This is a genomic window from Paenibacillus mucilaginosus 3016 (assembly GCF_000250655.1).
In the GTDB taxonomy this organism is placed as follows: Bacteria; Bacillota; Bacilli; order Paenibacillales; family NBRC-103111; genus Paenibacillus_G; species Paenibacillus_G mucilaginosus.
Genome location: NC_016935.1, coordinates 1019621 through 1036567, shown reverse-complemented (window position 1 = coordinate 1036567; position 16947 = coordinate 1019621). Strand labels below are relative to the sequence as shown.

The 16947-nt window shown below is 62.9% G+C and carries 17 protein-coding genes and 1 pseudogene; 6 read left to right on the top strand and 12 right to left on the bottom strand.

All coding sequences use genetic code 11. The features are described from left to right. Nucleotides 1-38: 38 nt before the first annotated feature. Together PM3016_RS04585 and PM3016_RS04580 are read right to left on the bottom strand one after the other, a co-directional pair. Entirely contained in the window at nucleotides 39-899 is an 861-nt protein-coding gene (locus PM3016_RS04585; RefSeq protein ID WP_013914751.1) for a carbohydrate ABC transporter permease, read from the bottom strand. Then, nucleotides 893-1858, bottom strand: coding sequence for an ABC transporter permease (locus tag PM3016_RS04580; RefSeq protein ID WP_013914750.1), 966 nt, complete (start codon nucleotides 1856-1858; stop codon nucleotides 893-895). The genes PM3016_RS04585 and PM3016_RS04580 overlap by 7 nt, the downstream gene beginning before the upstream one ends. Nucleotides 1859-1997: 139 nt before the next feature. Here PM3016_RS04580 and PM3016_RS38400 point away from each other — a divergent pair, with 139 nt between their 5' ends. Further along, nucleotides 1998-2144, top strand: a complete 147-nt coding sequence (locus tag PM3016_RS38400) for a hypothetical protein (RefSeq protein ID WP_016362310.1) — start codon at nucleotides 1998-2000, stop codon at nucleotides 2142-2144. A gap of 225 nt (nucleotides 2145-2369) precedes the next feature. On the opposite strand, the gene PM3016_RS04575 is transcribed toward PM3016_RS38400, so the two are convergent. From PM3016_RS04575 to PM3016_RS04535, 10 genes and pseudogenes are all read right to left on the bottom strand, one after another. Beyond that, entirely contained in the window at nucleotides 2370-4172 is a 1803-nt protein-coding gene (locus tag PM3016_RS04575) for a cache domain-containing sensor histidine kinase (protein WP_014368587.1), read from the bottom strand. Between the two features lie 5 nt (nucleotides 4173-4177). After that, the gene (locus PM3016_RS04570; RefSeq protein ID WP_014368586.1) at nucleotides 4178-5761 is read right to left on the bottom strand and encodes a response regulator; all 1584 of its coding nucleotides are present in this window, start codon (nucleotides 5759-5761) and stop codon (nucleotides 4178-4180) included. Between the two features lie 247 nt (nucleotides 5762-6008). Beyond that, nucleotides 6009-6779, bottom strand: coding sequence for an alpha/beta hydrolase (locus PM3016_RS04565; protein WP_013914747.1), 771 nt, complete (start codon nucleotides 6777-6779; stop codon nucleotides 6009-6011). A gap of 88 nt (nucleotides 6780-6867) precedes the next feature. Further along, nucleotides 6868-7176 carry a hypothetical protein gene (locus PM3016_RS38005; RefSeq protein ID WP_128758897.1) on the bottom strand — a complete coding sequence of 103 codons (309 nt, stop codon included), beginning with the start codon at nucleotides 7174-7176 and terminating at the stop codon, nucleotides 6868-6870. Next, on the bottom strand, nucleotides 7103-7360 hold the full coding sequence (locus tag PM3016_RS04560; RefSeq protein ID WP_238540442.1) for a hypothetical protein: 258 nt from the start codon (nucleotides 7358-7360) through the stop codon (nucleotides 7103-7105). The genes PM3016_RS38005 and PM3016_RS04560 overlap by 74 nt, the downstream gene beginning before the upstream one ends. Before the next feature lie 361 nt (nucleotides 7361-7721). Next, complete coding sequence (locus PM3016_RS04555; protein WP_014368584.1) at nucleotides 7722-8033, bottom strand: hypothetical protein; 312 nt, start codon at nucleotides 8031-8033, stop codon at nucleotides 7722-7724. Nucleotides 8034-8329: 296 nt separating this feature from the next. Beyond that, nucleotides 8330-8965, bottom strand: a complete 636-nt coding sequence (locus tag PM3016_RS04550; RefSeq protein ID WP_013914742.1) for an MBL fold metallo-hydrolase — start codon at nucleotides 8963-8965, stop codon at nucleotides 8330-8332. A 3-nt stretch (nucleotides 8966-8968) separates the two neighbouring features. Continuing rightward, nucleotides 8969-9534: pseudogene (locus PM3016_RS04545) on the bottom strand (thioredoxin family protein). Between the two features lie 221 nt (nucleotides 9535-9755). Beyond that, nucleotides 9756-10382, bottom strand: coding sequence for an undecaprenyl phosphate transporter UptA (gene uptA, locus PM3016_RS04540; RefSeq protein ID WP_013914740.1), 627 nt, complete (start codon nucleotides 10380-10382; stop codon nucleotides 9756-9758). A gap of 280 nt (nucleotides 10383-10662) precedes the next feature. Next, nucleotides 10663-11562, bottom strand: coding sequence for a LysR family transcriptional regulator (locus PM3016_RS04535; RefSeq protein ID WP_014368583.1), 900 nt, complete (start codon nucleotides 11560-11562; stop codon nucleotides 10663-10665). Between the two features lie 161 nt (nucleotides 11563-11723). Between PM3016_RS04535 and PM3016_RS04530 the strand changes: the two genes are divergently transcribed. The 5 genes from PM3016_RS04530 (at nucleotide 11724) to PM3016_RS04505 (ending at nucleotide 16933) form a co-directional block, all read left to right on the top strand. Continuing rightward, entirely contained in the window at nucleotides 11724-12335 is a 612-nt protein-coding gene (locus tag PM3016_RS04530) for an HPP family protein (protein ID WP_013914737.1), read from the top strand. A gap of 358 nt (nucleotides 12336-12693) precedes the next feature. Beyond that, nucleotides 12694-14271 (top strand): spore germination protein, encoded by a 1578-nt coding sequence (locus tag PM3016_RS04520; RefSeq protein WP_014368581.1) that lies wholly within the window; start codon nucleotides 12694-12696, stop codon nucleotides 14269-14271. A 104-nt stretch (nucleotides 14272-14375) separates the two neighbouring features. Beyond that, nucleotides 14376-15581, top strand: coding sequence for a Ger(x)C family spore germination protein (locus tag PM3016_RS04515; protein WP_014368580.1), 1206 nt, complete (start codon nucleotides 14376-14378; stop codon nucleotides 15579-15581). A 3-nt stretch (nucleotides 15582-15584) separates the two neighbouring features. Further along, a complete protein-coding gene (locus PM3016_RS04510) occupies nucleotides 15585-15833 on the top strand; it encodes a hypothetical protein (protein WP_013914733.1) in 249 nt (82 codons plus the stop codon). Next, nucleotides 15830-16933 (top strand): GerAB/ArcD/ProY family transporter, encoded by a 1104-nt coding sequence (locus PM3016_RS04505; RefSeq protein WP_013914732.1) that lies wholly within the window; start codon nucleotides 15830-15832, stop codon nucleotides 16931-16933. Before PM3016_RS04510 ends, PM3016_RS04505 begins: the two co-directional genes overlap by 4 nt. Nucleotides 16934-16947: the final 14 nt, after the last annotated feature.

Genomic DNA, 16947 nt, shown 5'->3' with positions numbered 1-16947 from the left:
CTTGATTAAGATTGAACCCATCTATTGCACATGGAGCGTCAACCCTTCACAGAGCCCAGGAGCATCCCCTTGGTAAAATGCTTCTGGATAAACGGATACACGAGAATAATCGGCAGGCTGGCCGTAACGACCGAAGCCATCTGCATCGTCTCGGTCGGCAGCATGTTCTCCGCATTCTCGAGCGGCTGCTGGGTCATCATGAGGAGCTCCCGGATGATCACCTGCAGCGGGAACAGCGAGCGGTCCGTGACATACATGACCGCCTGGAAGAATTCGTTCCAGTGCCCCACCATGTAGAACAGGCCGACGGTAAGCATCGAAGGAATGGAGAGCGGGACCACCAGCTGCAGCAGGATGCGGAACTCCCTCGCCCCGTCCATCCGGGCGGACTCGAACAGCTCTTCGGGCAGGCTTTCGTAGAAGCTTTTCATAATCAGAACATTGAAGCTCCACACCGCATTCGGGAGAATCATCGACCAGACGGAATCCACCAGCCCCAGCGCTTTGACGATGAGATACGTAGGGATGATCCCCCCGCTGAACAGCATCGTGAAGACGACCATAAGGAGGAAAAAGCTGCGGCCCGGCAGTCCCTTGCGGCTGAGCGGGTAAGCCATTAAGGCGGTCAGCACGAGATTGATCAGCGTCCCCACAACCGTGATGAATACCGTAACCGCGAACGCCCGGGGAATCGCCGATTCCGTGAACAGCTGCGTATACGCGCTGAATGTAAAACTCCGGGGGATGAGGATGAAGCCCCCGTTCTTCAGCACCTCGGAGAACGGCGTCACGGAGACGGAGACGACATACATCAGCGGAAACACGGCGGCTGCCCCCGCCAGTCCCAGGATGAGCAGGACGGCGGCGTTCATCAGGCGGTCTTCGAGGCTTTTTACCATATGCCCTCCCCCCACTTCTTCGAGAGATGATTCGAGCCCAGCACGAGCACCAGGCCGATCAGCGACTTGAACAGCCCTACGGCCGCTCCGAGACTGAAGTTCAGCTGCTGCAGCCCCGTCCGGAATACCCACGTGTCGAGAATGTCCGCCACCTGGTACACCTGGATGTTGTACAGGATGTAAATCTGGTCGAAGCCCGCATCCATGATGTGGCCGAGCTTCAGGATGAGCAGCAGGATGATCACGCTCCGGATGCCCGGCAGCGTAATGTGCCAGATCATGCGCAGCCGTCCCGCCCCGTCCACCTTCGCCGCTTCGTACAGCGTCGGATCGATCGAGGCCATCGCCGCCAGGTAGATGATCGCCCCCCAGCCGAGGTCCTTCCAGATCTCCGAGCCGACCAGGATGCTCCGGAAGTAATCCACCGAGGTCAGGAAGCCGATCGAGCTGCCCCCCAGCTCCTCGATCCACCGGTTCACGAGGCCCGAGCTCTGGGAGAAGAAAGCGATGAGAATGCCGTAGATGATGACCCAGGAGAGAAAATGCGGCATGTACGTCAGCGTCTGCACGATCGTCTTGAACCACTTCACCCGGCATTCGTTCAGCAGCAGCGCCATCAGGATCGGAGGTACGGTGCCGAAGACGAGCTTGTAGACGGAGATGAGCAACGTGTTGACCATGAGCTGGGAGAAGTAAGGAGACTGGAAGAACGCGGTAAAATGCTTGTGCCAGGGGTCCGCCCAGGGGCTGCCCAGGATGCCGTCCAGCATGCTGAAGTCCTTGAAGGCAATGACCACCCCGTACATCGGGAGATAGCGGAAAATGAGATAGTACAGCACGCCGGGCAGCAGCATGAGATAGAACGCCCGGAAGCTCCAGACCCGCCTGCCCAGCAGCCGCGTCTTCGATTCGCGTGGGCGGGCGAGGGGCAGAGAGCTCCCGGCCAGATGCCTTTCCATCAGGGAGATCACCTCTCTCGCATGAGATTTTTGAGTTCGATGTTTGCGCTTTCATTCTGTTGGATTCAGTATAGCAAGCGCTCTCATGCGTTTCTATGCAGGGATTCCCCAAAAATGTACGGATTTTTGCGATGGAGGAATGAACCGGCGGGAGATGCTGCCGGGAGGCGGTCCGGGAGCCAGGTTCGGGGGTACGGCAGCCGGGGCCAGGGAGCCGCCGGTTCCTGTCGCCATGGGGCCGGCGGCGCGGCCGGGGGTCAGGGAAGCGCTGGCTACTGACGCGTAGGGCCGGCGGCGCGGCCGGGGGGTCAGGAAGCCGCTGGCTACTGTCACGTAGGGTCGGCGGCGCGGCCGGGGGTCAGGGAGCCGCTGGCTACTGTCGCCATGGGGCCGGCGGTAGTGGCCGGGGGCCAGGCAACCGCTGGCTACTGTCGCCATGGGGCCGGCGGCGCGGCCTGGAGGCCAGGGAACCGCAGGCCCTCTCGCTCACGTCTGGCGGCGACGGCACGGTTCAGGAAGCCGCAGTCTCCTGCCTCACAGGGGCCGGCGGCGGCTGTGAGGGCAGCTCCATGCGGATCAGGGTGCCCTGCCCCGGGCGGCTGAACACCTGCAGACCGTAGTCCGTGCCGTAATGCAGCCGGATCCGCTCGTGCACGTTCATGACGCCGATGCCGGTGAACCGGTGCCGGCTCGGCGCTTTGTGCCGCTCCGCGAAGAGGCTCTGCAGCTGCTCGGGGTCCATGCCCACGCCGTCATCGCGCAGCAGGATGACGAGCCGGCCCCGCACCCGCTTCGTCCGCAGCCGGATGCGCCCCGTCCGCTTCAGCGAGGCCAGGCCGTGGAAGATCGCGTTCTCGACGAGCGGCTGCAGGGTCAGCTTCAGCATGCCGCAGGCCAGCGTCTCGGAGGACGCCTCGCACTCCAGCGTGAATTTGTCCCCGTAACGCACCTGCTGGATGTACGCGTACATCCGCAGCCCTTCAAGCTCTTCCTCGAGCGTGACGAACTCCGTGCTTTTGTCGAACGAGAAGGAGAGCAGGCCGACCAGCGCCTTGACGGTCTCTCGCACCTCCTCGATCTTCTGCTGCTTGGCAAGCGACGAGATGCAGGCCAGCGTATTGTAGAGAAAATGCGGCGCGATCTGGCTCTGCAGCATCTTGAGGGTGAGCTGCCGCTTGGCGTGCTCCGCCTCCTTGATCTCCTGCACGAGGCCGTGAATCCGTTCCATCATGGCGTTGTAGCTCCGGGCGAGGCGCCCGATCTCATCTTCCCGGGTCGCGGAGATGCTCGGCAGCACCTCCATGTCGCGCACCCGGTCCATTTTGGCGACCAGGGTCCGCAGCGGATGGGTAATATAGCGGCTCAGAAAGAGCGAGCTGAGGAAGAGAAGCACGATCCATACGGCGGCTGCCGTCTTGTAGTTGTCGTAGAGGGAGAGGATGTTCTGGTAGAAATAGTCCGTCTCGTAGAAGGCGATAAAATGCCAGCCGAGGCGGTTCATCCCCGACTTCACCGCGACCAGCCGTCCCTGCGGCCCGTCCAGCTCCGCCGTGCCGACCGGCAGCTCGGCCGCCGCAGCCAGAAAGTCCGCCTGCAGCTGCGGCGGAAAGACGCCGCTCTGGTAAGGCAGCAGCCGGTAGGCACTGAGCGGCAGGCCCGCATCGAAGGCATGGACCGGCGCCCCCTTCCCGGTGATGATCGCAAACGTCTGGTTGCGCGAATTCATGACGGAGGCCAGCGAGGAAGTCAGCCGCGTCAGATCCGCCTCCACGACGGCCGCCCCGCGGAAGCTGCCGTCCGCCCCCGTCAACGGCAGCACGAAGGCGGCGGTCCGCCCGGACAGCGGCGAATCGTACGGCTCGCTGATGAACATGCCGTAGGAGGACCGTGCTTTATCGGCGAGCGGCAGCAGGTGCGCGTTGCCGATGATTTCGTAGTTGACCTGCGCGTTCGTCAGCACCCTTCCGTCCGCACGGACCAGGTACATCGTCCGGTACAGCGAGCCGTTCTTCTCCGCATAGCGCCGGAGCACCTCGGCCGCCTTCTCCTCCGCTCCCGGCTCCAGCAGGTCTTCCCGGGTGGAGAGCAGCAGGAGAATATTCTGTACGCTGTCCAGGTAGGCATCCAGATACAGATTCGTCCGGTCGATGATGAGCTGGGCATCCCCCAGCACCTGCTTGCGGAACAGGCTCTCCGCATCGCGCAGGTTATTCCAGGCCAGTACGCCGAAGAGTACGGAAGTGCCTGTGAAGAGAAACAAAAAATGCTTGAGTGCCATGCTCCACCGGCTGAATTCCCTGAGTCTGTGCCGCATGCTCTTCAGCTCCTCTTGTATTCAGTTGGCGACACGCCGGTGCGGCTGCGGAACAGCTGCGAGAAATAGCGGTAGCTCGGAATACCTACCTGCTCGGCGACCTCGTAGACCTTCAGCGGTGCCGACTGCAGCAGCTCCACCGCCCGGTCGATCCGCACCCGGGTCACATATTCATTGAACGGCTCTCCGGCTTCTTCGCGGAACAGCCGGCTGAGGTAGGAGGGACTGAGCCCCACCTCCCCTGCGATGGTGGTCAGGGTGATCGGCTCCGCCAGCTTCTGCCGGATCAGCGCCTGGGCCTGCTGCACTTCCCGCCGGATCTTCGGCCGGCCCCCCCCGGTGACTTCCCCGCTCTGCACCAGCAGACGGACCAGCCCGGTCAGAGACTCCGCCGCAGTGAGACCCTCAAGTACCGCCGCTTTCTTCTCCGGGTCCAGGGGCGCGGGAAGCGACTCTTCCCATCGGCGGCACACCCAGCGCTTCAGCTCCGCCGGCTCCATGCCGCTGCCTTTGGCCCAGGGAACCCAGACCTCCTGAAGATAAGACGCCAGCCGGGCCGGATCCCGCGTGGCCTCTCTCCACTCCGCCTCCATGGAAGCAAGAGCGGCAGGACTCCGAGGGGAGCTGACAGCCGGGGACGGCTTCCCGGGAGCCCCGTCGTGAACGACCCGGCTGTTCTCCTCGTAGAAACAGTGAAAAGCCGCCCGCTCCGTCTCCCGGACAGCGGCCAGGAGCTCCTCCGGCGAGGCGGCCGGCCCCTTCAGCAGGGCGAACAGGCGGACACGGCCTGCGGTCTGCGGCCGTTCGCGCTCCAAGCGTGCCTCCAGCCGGTCGACCAGCCCGCACAGCAGGGCCGCAGCGCCCTCCCGGCCGTCTTCGGCGGCGCCCCCGGCGTCCGGACCGAGGAACAGCAGCAGCTCCGACTCGCTGAGCGGGGCCCAGTCGACGCCGGCATAGCGGCTGTCTGCGGTCCGGCCCAGCGTCAGCTGCGCGAGCTCCTCCTGCAGCTCGTGCAGCACCTGCAGCCGGCTGCCTTTCCCGGCCAGGCACAGCAGGCGTGCGGCGCTAAGCGGGTAGCCGACTGGGCTCGGCACGCCGTCCGAGGCCGCATCGCCGGCTTCCGGCCCGGCCAGCGCACGGACGAGCAGCCGCGACAGCTCCGCCCGGTGCTGCCCGCTCTCGCTGCGGCGGCGGGCCTGCTCCCGGGCGAGCGCCTCCCGGGCCCGGCCCAGGGCCTGGCCCAGGTCCTCCTCGTCCAACGACACCTTGACGAGGTATTCCAGGGCCCCCAGCTTCAGCGCCTCACGCGCATAGCCGAACTCGCTGTGGCAGGTGAGCAGGATGACCTGCACGGGCAGCCCCTGCTCCCGCACCTGCCTGACGAGCTCCAGCCCGTCCATCCGCGGCATCGTAATGTCGGTGACGATCACGTCGGGCCGGATACGGCCGCAGAGCTCCAGAGCTTCCTCCCCGTTCTCGGCTTCTCCCGCCAGCTCCGCCCCGTAATCCCCCCAAGGGAACGAACGCAGCTCCTGGCGCAGTGGTTCTTCATCGTCCACGATCAGTACAGTCAGCAGTTCACGGTCCATCGGCCTGCACCTCCGCCACATTTTGTAATCGTTTACATTATAGCCGTTCCGTTTAACCCCAGCATAGCACAGCCGGGCGCTTCCGCGTCATCTGAATTTGGCAGCCTGCCGGCTGGAGGTTCCGTATGCGTGTCCGGATATCCGCAGGTTCATTACAAAAGGCCGCCGTGCGGAGGCTCCGCCGGCGGCCTGACGATAGAGCTGGACCCTTCCCTCCCGGGTCATGGACCGGCCAGGCAGCCACCGATTATAACGGCAGCCAGCCCAGCACCGACTGGATCTTGCGGTCCCAATAGCCCCATTCATGCGTTCCCGGCTCCTCCTCGTACGTCAGCTCGATCCCGAGCGTCCTGCAGTGATCTCGGAAACGGATATTGCTGCCGTAGAGAAAATCCTCGGTGCCGCAGCACTGGTACAGCTTCGGCCGCGGGCCGCCGGATGCCGCCAGCCGGCTGGCCAGGTGGAACAAGTCGCTGCCGCTGCCGGGAACCGCGTCCGCCGAACCGAAGATGCGGGCCGTCTCCTCCGGCACGAGCAGTGTCCGGGCGCAGTCCTCGGCGTCCAACGCGCCCGAGAGGCTTGCCGCCGCCCCGAAGCGGTCGGGCCGGGTCAGCGCCAGCTTCATCGCACCGTAGCCGCCCATGGACAAGCCGGCTACGAAGGTGCGCTCGGCCTCTTCCGCCAGCGGGAAGAACGAGCGTGCCAAGGCCGGCAGCTCCTCGCTGACGAACGTAAAATAGCGGCCGCCCTGGGCCATGTCGGTATAAAAACTGCGGTGCACGTTGGGCATAACGACCGCCAGGCCGAGCGAAGCGGCATAACGCTCGATGGAGGTGCGCCGCATCCAGATCGTGTGGTCATCCGACAGGCCGTGCAGCAGGAACAGTACCGGATGGCGCCCGTTCCTTCCAACGGCGTCCATGCCGATCTGGCCTTGGGCCGCTTGAGGGAGAATCACATACATGGATGAGGAGATGCCCAGGGTGTCCGAGAAAAAATGACAATCGATAAATGCCATGGGAAGCCAGCTCCTTTGCTCGCTCAGGTAGGAAACGGGAAGCCTGTCTAACCTGAAGGCAGGCCCTTTCCAGCTTCCAGTATATCCCTTAAAGGAAACGCTGCCAATAGGGCTTGCGGGCTTCGCGGGGAGGGACTGAGCTGCAGATGCAGGCGCCCGGCGCAAGCGGCTTCCTGCGCGGGGACGACTGCCGCTTGCCCTTCACCGTCAGCCCTCCCGGCTGCCCGAAGTCCGGGGCCGTGCGTCCCTGCCCGTTCCTCCGCCAGCCTGCCGCCCTCGCTGCCCGCCGCTCTCCGCCCCGCCTTCTGCCGGACAGCCGGATGTCAGCGCAGCCCCCTCGAAGCGGGTCTGCGGCCTCTACGGCTTTTGCGCTTGCCCGGCGATCGCTTCGCTTCATGAATCCCTACCGGCTGTGCCACCGTGGTCTTCGCCTCCGCCACCAGCTTCGCGAGCTGCCGTACGGCCGGCGACATGTGCTCCGCCGATTGGCAGATCGTGTTCACCTTCTCGATCGCCACCATCAGTTCATCCAGGCTCTCATTGACGCTTCGCATGAAGAGCGGTAATCTGCTCACGGGCATCCTCCCCTTTCGCCTATGCTTTCTCTTCTATCGTATGCAGGGAGGCGCCCGGTCGGTTTGGGCAGATGTCCCTGCCCGCGCTTAAAGCGATATGTACTTGGCCGGAGGACGGACCGTCCGGAGGGTCCAAGGCTGCGGCCGGCCTCTACGGCTGGCGCGAATGCCGCCTTCACCCTCCGAAAGGGCTCCCTGCTTACCGTATCGGGCTTCACCGGGACCGGCTGCGGAGCCGCGGAACAGGCCTGGCGAACGCGAACCGGAGTTCCGGGCGGCAGAGCGCGGACCTCTCGGCAGCAGGGAGCCTCATGCAGGAGCGGGCTGGGCGGATCGCCGGGTTCAGCCCCTGCATTCTCTCCAGGGATCAGCAGGGTTTGCCGCACTTGCCTCCGCTGCGCAGGATGATGACGAGGAGAATATACAGTACGAGAATGTAGCCTGCGGAACTCCACACGCCCTTCACGGGGTAGTGGGGCTTCTTGGGGCCATAAATGTTGACCTCATCGAACATGGCGTTAACATTGACCGGCGGGTAAGCCATCGGCTTCGGCATCGAGACCGGTGCGGTGGCGGTTGGCATCATATTCGGCATCATATTAGGCATCATGTTCGGCATGGAAGCGGGCATTTGGGCTGGCATGGGAGCCGGCATGGGCATCGGTTGGTATTTTTCCATGAAAGAGCACCTCCGTGAATTTGGGACGGCCGGCCTGCGGAAGATCCTCCGCCGCCGCACCGCCTTCCGCTGCTGCGGAACGCTGCCGCTCAGGGCACACCAACAGTCTATGGGAGTTCACCCAACCGGGCACGGTATTCACCCAGTCCCCGCCAAAAATAGACGGCCGCCCCCCCTCTGCGGACCCTGCGTAACTCCACCTGATCTCCCCTGCTCTGCCCACCTGTAGTGGCCCGCACCGCCAATGGGCATGCCAAAGAGCCGTCCCTTGCAGGACGGCTCGCAACGCAGAATTTTTACACGTAAGGGTTGTTCTCTTTCTCATACCCGATGGAGGTCTTGGGACCGTGTCCCGAGTAGACGATCGTATCGTCCGGCAGCCGGAACAGCTTGCTGTGGATGGAGTTCAACAGCTCGTTCTCGCTTCCGCCCGCCAGGTCCGTCCGGCCGACGGAGAGCTTGAACAGCACATCTCCGCCGAACAGCTTGTTCCCGTGCAGGAAAGAGACGCTGCCTGGGGAATGCCCCGGCGTGTGCAGCACCTGGAACGGAAGGCCGAGCAGCTCCAGCTTCATGCCCTCCTCCAGCGCATACTCGGCAGGCTCCGTCGTAATCGGGCCGCCGAGCTCCGGCCAGTTCAGGGACCCGTTGCGCTTCGGGTTCGTGAGCCATTCCGCTTCCGCGTCATGCAGATAGACGGGGCAGCCCTTCAGCTTCCGCAGCTCGTCCACCCCGCCGATATGATCGAAGTGCGCATGGGTGAGCAGAATCGCTTCGATCTCGAGATTCGCCACCCGCTTCAGCAGCGGCTGGGGATTCATGCCGGGATCGATGACGATCCCCCGGTTCTCGCCCGGTACGGTCAGCAGGTAGGCGTTCGTCTGCAGGGGGCCGAGCGAGAACGATTCGACTTGCAATTCTCTGGTGGTCATAGCTTAGAACGAGGAGAGCAGCTCGCGCAGCTCGCGTACGATGACGGTCTGGTAGCCGGTGCCTTCCCCGTATTGACGGCCCATCTCTTCACGGGCCACCTTGATCTTGTCCTGGTAATCCGCCGCCTCGCGGTCCGGGTTCTCCGCCTTGAACTTCGTCATGACCGCCTGGACGTGAGCCGGGCGGGGACCCCAGTGTCCGAGCACATGCCCGCTGAAGTCGGTGAAGATCACTATCGGAATCGCTTGCCCCCCCCGGTCAGGAACTGGGCCATAACATCCGGATGCTCTTCCTTGATCAGCACCTCCGTCGGAATGCCGGAGATCTCCAGCGCACGGAAGACGGCCGGCACGTTGCGGACCACATCTCCGCACCAGTCGGCGCAGAGAATCAGGCAGCGCAGATCATCGCGGTTGTTCAGAGACTCGAAGAACTCCTTGTCCTCCTCGTTCTCCCACGTGAACGCATCGTACCATTCCTTGAACTTCTCTTGGTTCTTGGTCATCCCGTCGATGAACTGCTGCGGGGTGAGGCCTTTGCGCAGCTTGCTGCTCAGATTCGTGCTCATTAGGGTCATCCTCCTTAGGGAACTCGGTTTACTATGATTGATTGTACCAAAAAAAGGAGCCGGCTCCAACAGGAATCGGCTCCTTAGGCACCTTGCGGGAATCCGCCCTCCGCTTCGGTGCGTCCACTGAATCCGGAGAAGTCAGAACTTTCGTCGGGACAGTTCTCCTCCGCTTATGTATAGAACCTGAACAGCCCTCTATGCGCAGACAGCTTCTCCCGTCAAACCCGCAGATCCTTCTTGCGCGTGCTTCTGCGCTTCATCAGCTTCCAGATCAGATACAGCACTGCAATCACCACGACCCCGATCAGCAGAGGCTTCGTGAACGGACCGGCGACTTCTTCGATCTTCTGCCAGTTGTCGCCGAGGGAACGGCCGAGCACCACGAAGAGAATCGCCCATGGAATCGTACCGAGCGTCGTGTAGAACAGGAACTGCCACATCGGCATACGCGCCATCCCTGCGGGAATGGAGATCGCCTGGCGGAGCACCGGGACGAACCGGGCCAGGAAGACCATGACGGGGCCGTACTTGTTGAACCAGCCTTCCGCGATGTCCAAGTGCTTCGGTTTCATATGCAGGTATTTGCCGAACTTCTCGACTACGGGCCGGCCGCCGTATCGCCCGATCCAGTACAGGATCACCTGTTGGAACAGACAACCGATGGTGCCGAAAACAATGGCGCCGAACAGGGATACTTCGCCCTTGTACACGAGGTAGCCCCCGTAAGCCAGGACGATCTCGCTCGGGATGACCTCCAGCATGAGGCCCAGGAGAATCCCCCAGACACCGAGCTGCTCGATAAAATGCAGCGCCGATGCGATCAAGTCATGCAGCATCTCACTCATGGTTTCCAGCCTCTTCCTCTCCACTCAATTATTCGAAGTCTTGTCTCTCTATGTCTAACCTATTCTACCATATCCACCCCTATGCCGCACCCTGAGATCAACGCCTATGCCGTCCTCTTAAGGATGATGCGCGCGTTGATTAAAAATATCAGATGACCGTAACGAGCCAATGCGAGTTATCCTTTGTGATATTTAGAGAAAAGGGTGTGCGCCGAAACGGCGGCTCCGCCCTTCCGCCGGCGGCCGCCAAGCGGGCAGAGCCGCGCAGGGGCCCATCTTATTACGTCTGAAGGCCTCTGAAGGTTTCAACCAGGAACCGGCGCAGCATCTCCCCCGCCCGGGTGAGCTCGCGGTGGCGGGAAGAAATCAGTCCATGCGTAAGGGGCCGGCTGCCCAGTGCCGTTACGGCGGCCAGCTCTCCCCGTTCCAGCTCCCCCCTCGATCGTGCTGCGCGGCACATAGGCCGCCCCCACCCGCTGAGCAGCGCCTGCCGGATCATATCCGGCGACGAGAACTCCGCGCGGGTGCGGACCGCGGCCCCGTGAATCCCGAGCAGGGACTCCGCCTCAGCCGTGTAGAGGCAGCCGGGGCCGAAGCCGACGACCCGGCAGCCCCCGAGGACGTCGTAGCCCCCGCGCTCCAGCCGGGAAGCCACGCCGGGGACAGCCGCCCAGACGAGCTCGTCTTCGAAGAGCGCATCGAAGCGCAGGTCCGGCCGCTCCGGGTCGCGGGGCACCAGACCGAGCTCCGCCCCCCTCGAACGGACCGCCTCCACGGTCTCCTGCTGAAAGCCCGTCTCGATCCGCAGATCGATGCCCGGATAGAGCTCCATGAACCGGCGGAGCGGCCCCCACAGATGCCCGGCGGCAAAGGATTCGAGCACCTGCAGCCTGACGGCGCCCCGCGGCTCGCCCTCTTCCTGCAGCTCCCCGGCGAGCTCCTCCCCAAGCTCGAGGAAACGCCGGGCGTACAGCGCGAGCTTGCGGCCGGCTTCCGTCGGTTCCACCCCGCGGGGCAGCCGGTCGAACAGCCGCCGGCCCGCAGCCTCCTCCAGCTGACGGATCTGCGTCGTGACAGTGGACTGCACATACCCGAGCCGCTCCGCCGCCCGGCTGAAGCTGCCTTCTTCGACTACCGCAAGGAAGGTGCGGAAAGCTCTTCCCTCCAGCCGTTCCCACATGCGGACTCCCCCTTTGATTGCGATTCCATTACCTATCGAAAATGCGAATAGCAAACATCGATTTCATTCGTTATTCAAATTCCTCATCCCATGGTAGCATAGCTCCATCGGGGCTGTCATCCGGACCGCCCACATCCGATTCCAGAGAGGAAGATAAGCACATGAGTCTCCCATCACACCCGCTGCCTCAAGCAGAAACCAAGCAGGAGAGCACCTATGCCGGGGAGGCCCCCTCCGGACTTCCGCAGTCACGGCTCCTGGCTTCTGCTGACCCGGGCCCGCTGCCGGCTCCCGTACCGCTTGTGCCCGCCGCCCGGGCCCGCGTCTTCACGCTTGCCCTCCAGGCAGGCGGAGCCTTCCTGGCCGTCTTCTTCGCCCTGCTCCTCGGAGGATGGAGCGGGCTGCCGCTGCTCATGGCGCCCTTCGGCGCTTCCTGCGTCCTTGCCTTCGCCCTGCCGGACAGTCCGCTGGCCCAGCCCCGAAGCATCATCGGCGGCCATGCGCTGTCCACCGCCATCGGCCTCCTGCTCCTGCATACGGCAGGCTTCCATCCCTGGAGCGCCGCCCTCGGTGTGGCCCTGGCCATCTTCCTGATGGGCGTGACGCGCACCCTGCACCCGCCCGCTGGGGCCGATCCGCTCCTCGTCCTGCTCGGCGGGGCCTCCTGGAGCTTCCTCTGGGCGCCTGCGGTGCTCGGAGCGCTGTGGATCACGGCGGCGGCCTGGGCCTTCCACCGGGCATCCGGCCGGCACTATCCCCAGCGCTGGTGGTAGCCCCTGCAGCCCCGCCCGGCCAGCCGGCATTGCCGCCGGCTTTTTTCCGTTCCCGCTTGATCCTCCCGCCGCCGTTCCCCTGCCCGGCCTGCTTCCCTTCCAACCGCCTGTTTCCCTTCCTTTCCCTGATCTCCACTCCTTTCCGTCCCCTCTGCCGGATTCCCTTCCGACCGGTTGATCACCTTATTCCCAACCTCCTTCCCCTCGCCTTGCCGCTTCTCCTGCGCTCGGTTCATGCTTCCGAATCCCCTGTTACCCGCGGTCATGTTTCCATTCCGAGTAAATATTGGTGTCTGTGGTAAAACTACGATGTGTTCAACCTGTATACGATGCGAGCTCAAAAGGAGGAGAGACCTCTATGCAAAGGACGGCCGGGCAAGGGACGACCGGGCAGGGAAGCGCTCCTCCTCCGTCTTCGGGTGACCGCGGAGCGCTGGTACCGGCGCTAGCCGACAACCTCAAGCGAATCCGCAAACAGCTGGGCGCCAGCGGGGACATCGTGATCCGCGAGATTACCCTGGGCAGCCCGCAGCCCATCCGGGCCGCCGTCCTGTATACCGACGGTCTCGCCGACAAGCAGATTATCCATGAATCCATCCTTCCTTCCCTGATGACGGTCTCGGCCCCGCACTCCGCCGAGCCGCTGCTTCCGGAAACGGGAGCCGCTCTCCTGGCCCGCATCCAGGATACCGTGCTGCAGGTGGGGGAGCTCAAAGCCGTTCCGGACCTGGCGGGCGTGCTCCGCGAGATGCTCTCCGGCAATACCGTCGTCCTCGTCGACGGAGTGCAGTCCGCACTCTCGGTAGGAACGCCCGGCTGGAAGGACAGGGCCATATCGGAGCCCGCCGTCCAGAACGTCATCCGCGGGCCGCGGGAGAGCTTCACCGAGACGCTCCGGACCAATACGGCACTCGTCCGCCGGCGCATCCGGGACGAGCGCCTGCGCTGCGAGCAGCGGGCCATCGGCAGCGTCACCCATACCGAGATCGCGATCATGTATGTCGACGGCCTCGCCGACCCTTCGGTGCTGCAGGAGATTGACGAAAGGCTGGGACGGATCCGTACGGACGCCATCCTGGAGGGCGGCTATATTGAAGAATTCATTCAGGACAAAACGCTGACCCCCTTCCCGACCCTGTTCAACTCCGAACGCCCGGATGTTATCGCCGCCGGGCTGCTGGAAGGCCGGGTGGCGATCCTGATCGACGGCACGCCGTTCGTACTGCTCGTTCCCGCCCTCTTCAACCAGTTCTTTCAGTCGGCGGAGGATTATTACCAGCGGGCCGATATCGCCATTTTCCTGCGCATTCTGCGCTATCTGAGTTTTTTTATTGCCCTGCTGGGGCCGTCCCTCTATATTGCTGTAACGACGTTCCATCAGGATCTGCTGCCGACCCAGCTCCTGATCTCCCTCGCCTCCCAGCGCGAAGGTATTCCGTTTCCCGCCTTCGTGGAGGCGATGATGATGGAGATCGCCTTTGAGATTCTGCGCGAAGCGGGAATCCGCATGCCCAAAGCGATCGGACAAGCCGTGTCGATCGTAGGCGCACTCGTCATCGGGCAGGCCGCCGTGGAAGCGGGCATTGTCTCCGCCGCGATGGTCATCGTCGTCTCGCTGACGGCGATCTCGAACTTCGTGTTCCCGTCGTTCAACATGGCGATCTCCGTCCGCATCCTGCGCTTCGGCATGATGCTGCTCGCGGCGACCTTCGGCTTTTTCGGGGTCACGATCGGTCTGCTCGCCCTGGTCATCCACTTGTGCTCGCTGCGTTCGTTCGGCGTGCCGTACATGGCCCCGTTCGGACCTTACAATACCCAGGACCAGGAGGACGCCATCTTCCGTCTGCCGCACCGCATGCTGAACAAGCGGCCGCAGATGGTCAATACGTCCGACGCCGTGCGTGACCGGACACCGGACTGGGAACCGGAGAACTGACCACGCTTCCGCTGCCTGCTCCAATTCCGCTCCCTTGGGCCTTCGGCTTAGCCGCTCCGGCCCGTAAAGCAGCAAACCAATCTGACGGTAACGGGTGGTACAACATGATCCGACTCCTGCTGAGGTCAGCTCTCTGTCTCCTGCTCGTGCTGGGCTCTGCCGGCTGCTGGAACCGGCGCGAGCTGAACGATATTGCCATTGCCGTGGGTCTGGCCATCGATTGGGACCCGAGCGGCCAATATGTGATTACCGCGCAGATCGTCGACCCGGGAGAGGTGGCTCCCCGGAAGGGGGGCGGCACCGCCACCACGGTATCCACCTACGAAGCGCGCAACCAATCCGTGTCGGAGGCACTCCGAAAGATGACCACCGTGCTGCCGAGGAAGATTTACCTTTCCCATCTGCAGATTCTGGTCCTTGGGGAAGCGCTGGCGGACCGGGGCATCGCCGAATCCCTGGAATTCCTCTCCCGCAATCATGAGGTGCGCTCGGACTTCTTCGTGGTGCTCTCCAAGGGCGCCAAAGCCGGCGACATCCTGAATGTCCTGACGCCGCTGGAGAAGATCCCGTCCCAGAAGCTGCGCAAATCGCTCGAAACCTCGGAGAAAATCTGGGCTCCGACCCATACCGTCCAGCTCGACGAGCTGATCACGGACATGGTGGAGCCCGGCCGAAGCGCGGTTCTGACCGGTGTGAAGATCGAAGGCAGCAAATCGAAAGGAAAAACCCGGGAAGGCCTGTCTTCCATCACCCCCTCAGGGATGCTGGAGTATGCCAACCTGGCCGTGATGCGCAAGGACCGTCTGGCGGGCTGGCTGAACGAGCAGGAGAGCAAGGGTTACAACTATATCAAAGGAGATGTCAAGAATACCGTCGGCACCATCGGCTGCGGAGGCAGCGGAACCGTATCCCTGGAGGTCTATAACAGCAAATCCAGCATCAAGGCCATCATCCGGGACGGGGCGCCGTCCATCTTGGTAAGCCTGACAACCGAGAGCAACGTAACCGAAGTCAACTGTGATGTCGACCTCAGTAAGCAGGAAGCGGTGGAGATGCTGGAGCAGGAAGCGGTGAAGCGGACGAAAGAGGTGGTGAATTCCTCGATCCAAAAGGCCAAAAAATTGAAGTCGGATATCTTTGGCTTCGGGGAAATGATTCATCAAAAGGATCCGAAGGCCTGGGCCGTCCTCAAGGAGGACTGGGATGCCCACTTCGTCAAGCTGCCTGTCACCGTCGAGGTAGAGGCTCATATCCGCCGGACCGGCACGACCAACAAATCCTATCTGGGCCAGATGAAAGGAGGGGGATAAAAAATGATGGACAGCATCGCCCTGCTTCTGCTGGCCGCCTGTATTGCGTACAAGGAAATCCCCCGGATGCGGAGGGCTCGCAGACACCGGGATCTTCTCGTGTTCACCGTCATGCTCCTTGCCGGTACCATTCTGGGGATTCTTCAGTCCGCCCGGGTCCCTCTGCCGAACCCGCTTGACTGGATGACGATGGTCTACAGACCCGTCAGCCAGGGGGTAGACGCCTTGATCGGATGGAGGGAGCCCCAATGAAACGGGAACAGATCTCGGTCTCCCAGCTGTCCGCCCTGATGTGTATGTTCATCATCAGCTCATCGACCCTGCTCATTCCCACATATCTTGCCTCGCAGGCCAAGCAGGATGCCTGGATTGCCGTCACCGCAGGGATCGCTCTCTCCTGCCTGCTGGTGCCGCTATACACGAAGCTGAGCGGCACCTACCCGGGAATGACACTGATGCAGTATTCCGAGGTAATTCTCGGCAGGCTGCCGGGCAAAGCCGTGGGCCTGCTGTTTTGGGCCTACCTGCTCATCCTGACCTCAGGCCTTCTGCGGCAGCTCGGCGAGATGATTACGACGCTAACCCTGCCCCAGACCCCGATCCAGGCCATCCACGCCGTCATGGTGCTCCTGCTGGTCTTCTCGGTACGGCGGGGACTGGAGCCGGTCGGCCGGTCGGCGGAAATTTTTCTTCCCTGGGTGCTGCTCTTCATCCTCTGCTTCCTGATATTCCTGGCACCCGAGATCGAAATCAACCACCTGCTTCCAGTGATGGAGCACGGGCTGCCGCCGGTTATCAAAGGCACCCTCACCCTGATCGGCATCCCTTATCTCGATCTGGTCGTCTTCCTGATGCTCCTCCCCCATCTCCGGCGTCCGGAGAAATCAGGGAAGGCCTTCCGCTTCGCCATGCTCTCGGGCGGGGGGATCGTCCTGCTCTTCACGCTGTGTTCGATTCTGGTGCTCGGGCCCCATACGACGGAACGGTCGGTCTATCCCCTGTTCCAGATGGCGCAGAAGGTGAATATAGGTAATTTCATTCAGCGCATCGAGGTGCTGGTGGGCGGGCTCTGGTTCATCTCCTTATTTTTCAAAATTACCGTTTGCCTGTATGCCTGCGCCCTCTGTGCCGCCCAGCTCTTCGGACTGAGGGGCTACCGGGAGATCACGTATCCGCTCGGCCTGATCATCTGGGTACTGGCCATGATCATCGCCCCAAGCTCCGTCTACTTCCTGGACTTTATCCGGGAGATCTGGACGGTCAGCACCCTCCCCTACGGTCTTCTGCTTCCGCTCCTGCTGCTTGCCGTACATGCATGGAAACAGCGTTCCGCCCGAAAAGGGGAGTCGTAGGAAGAAAGGAGTTC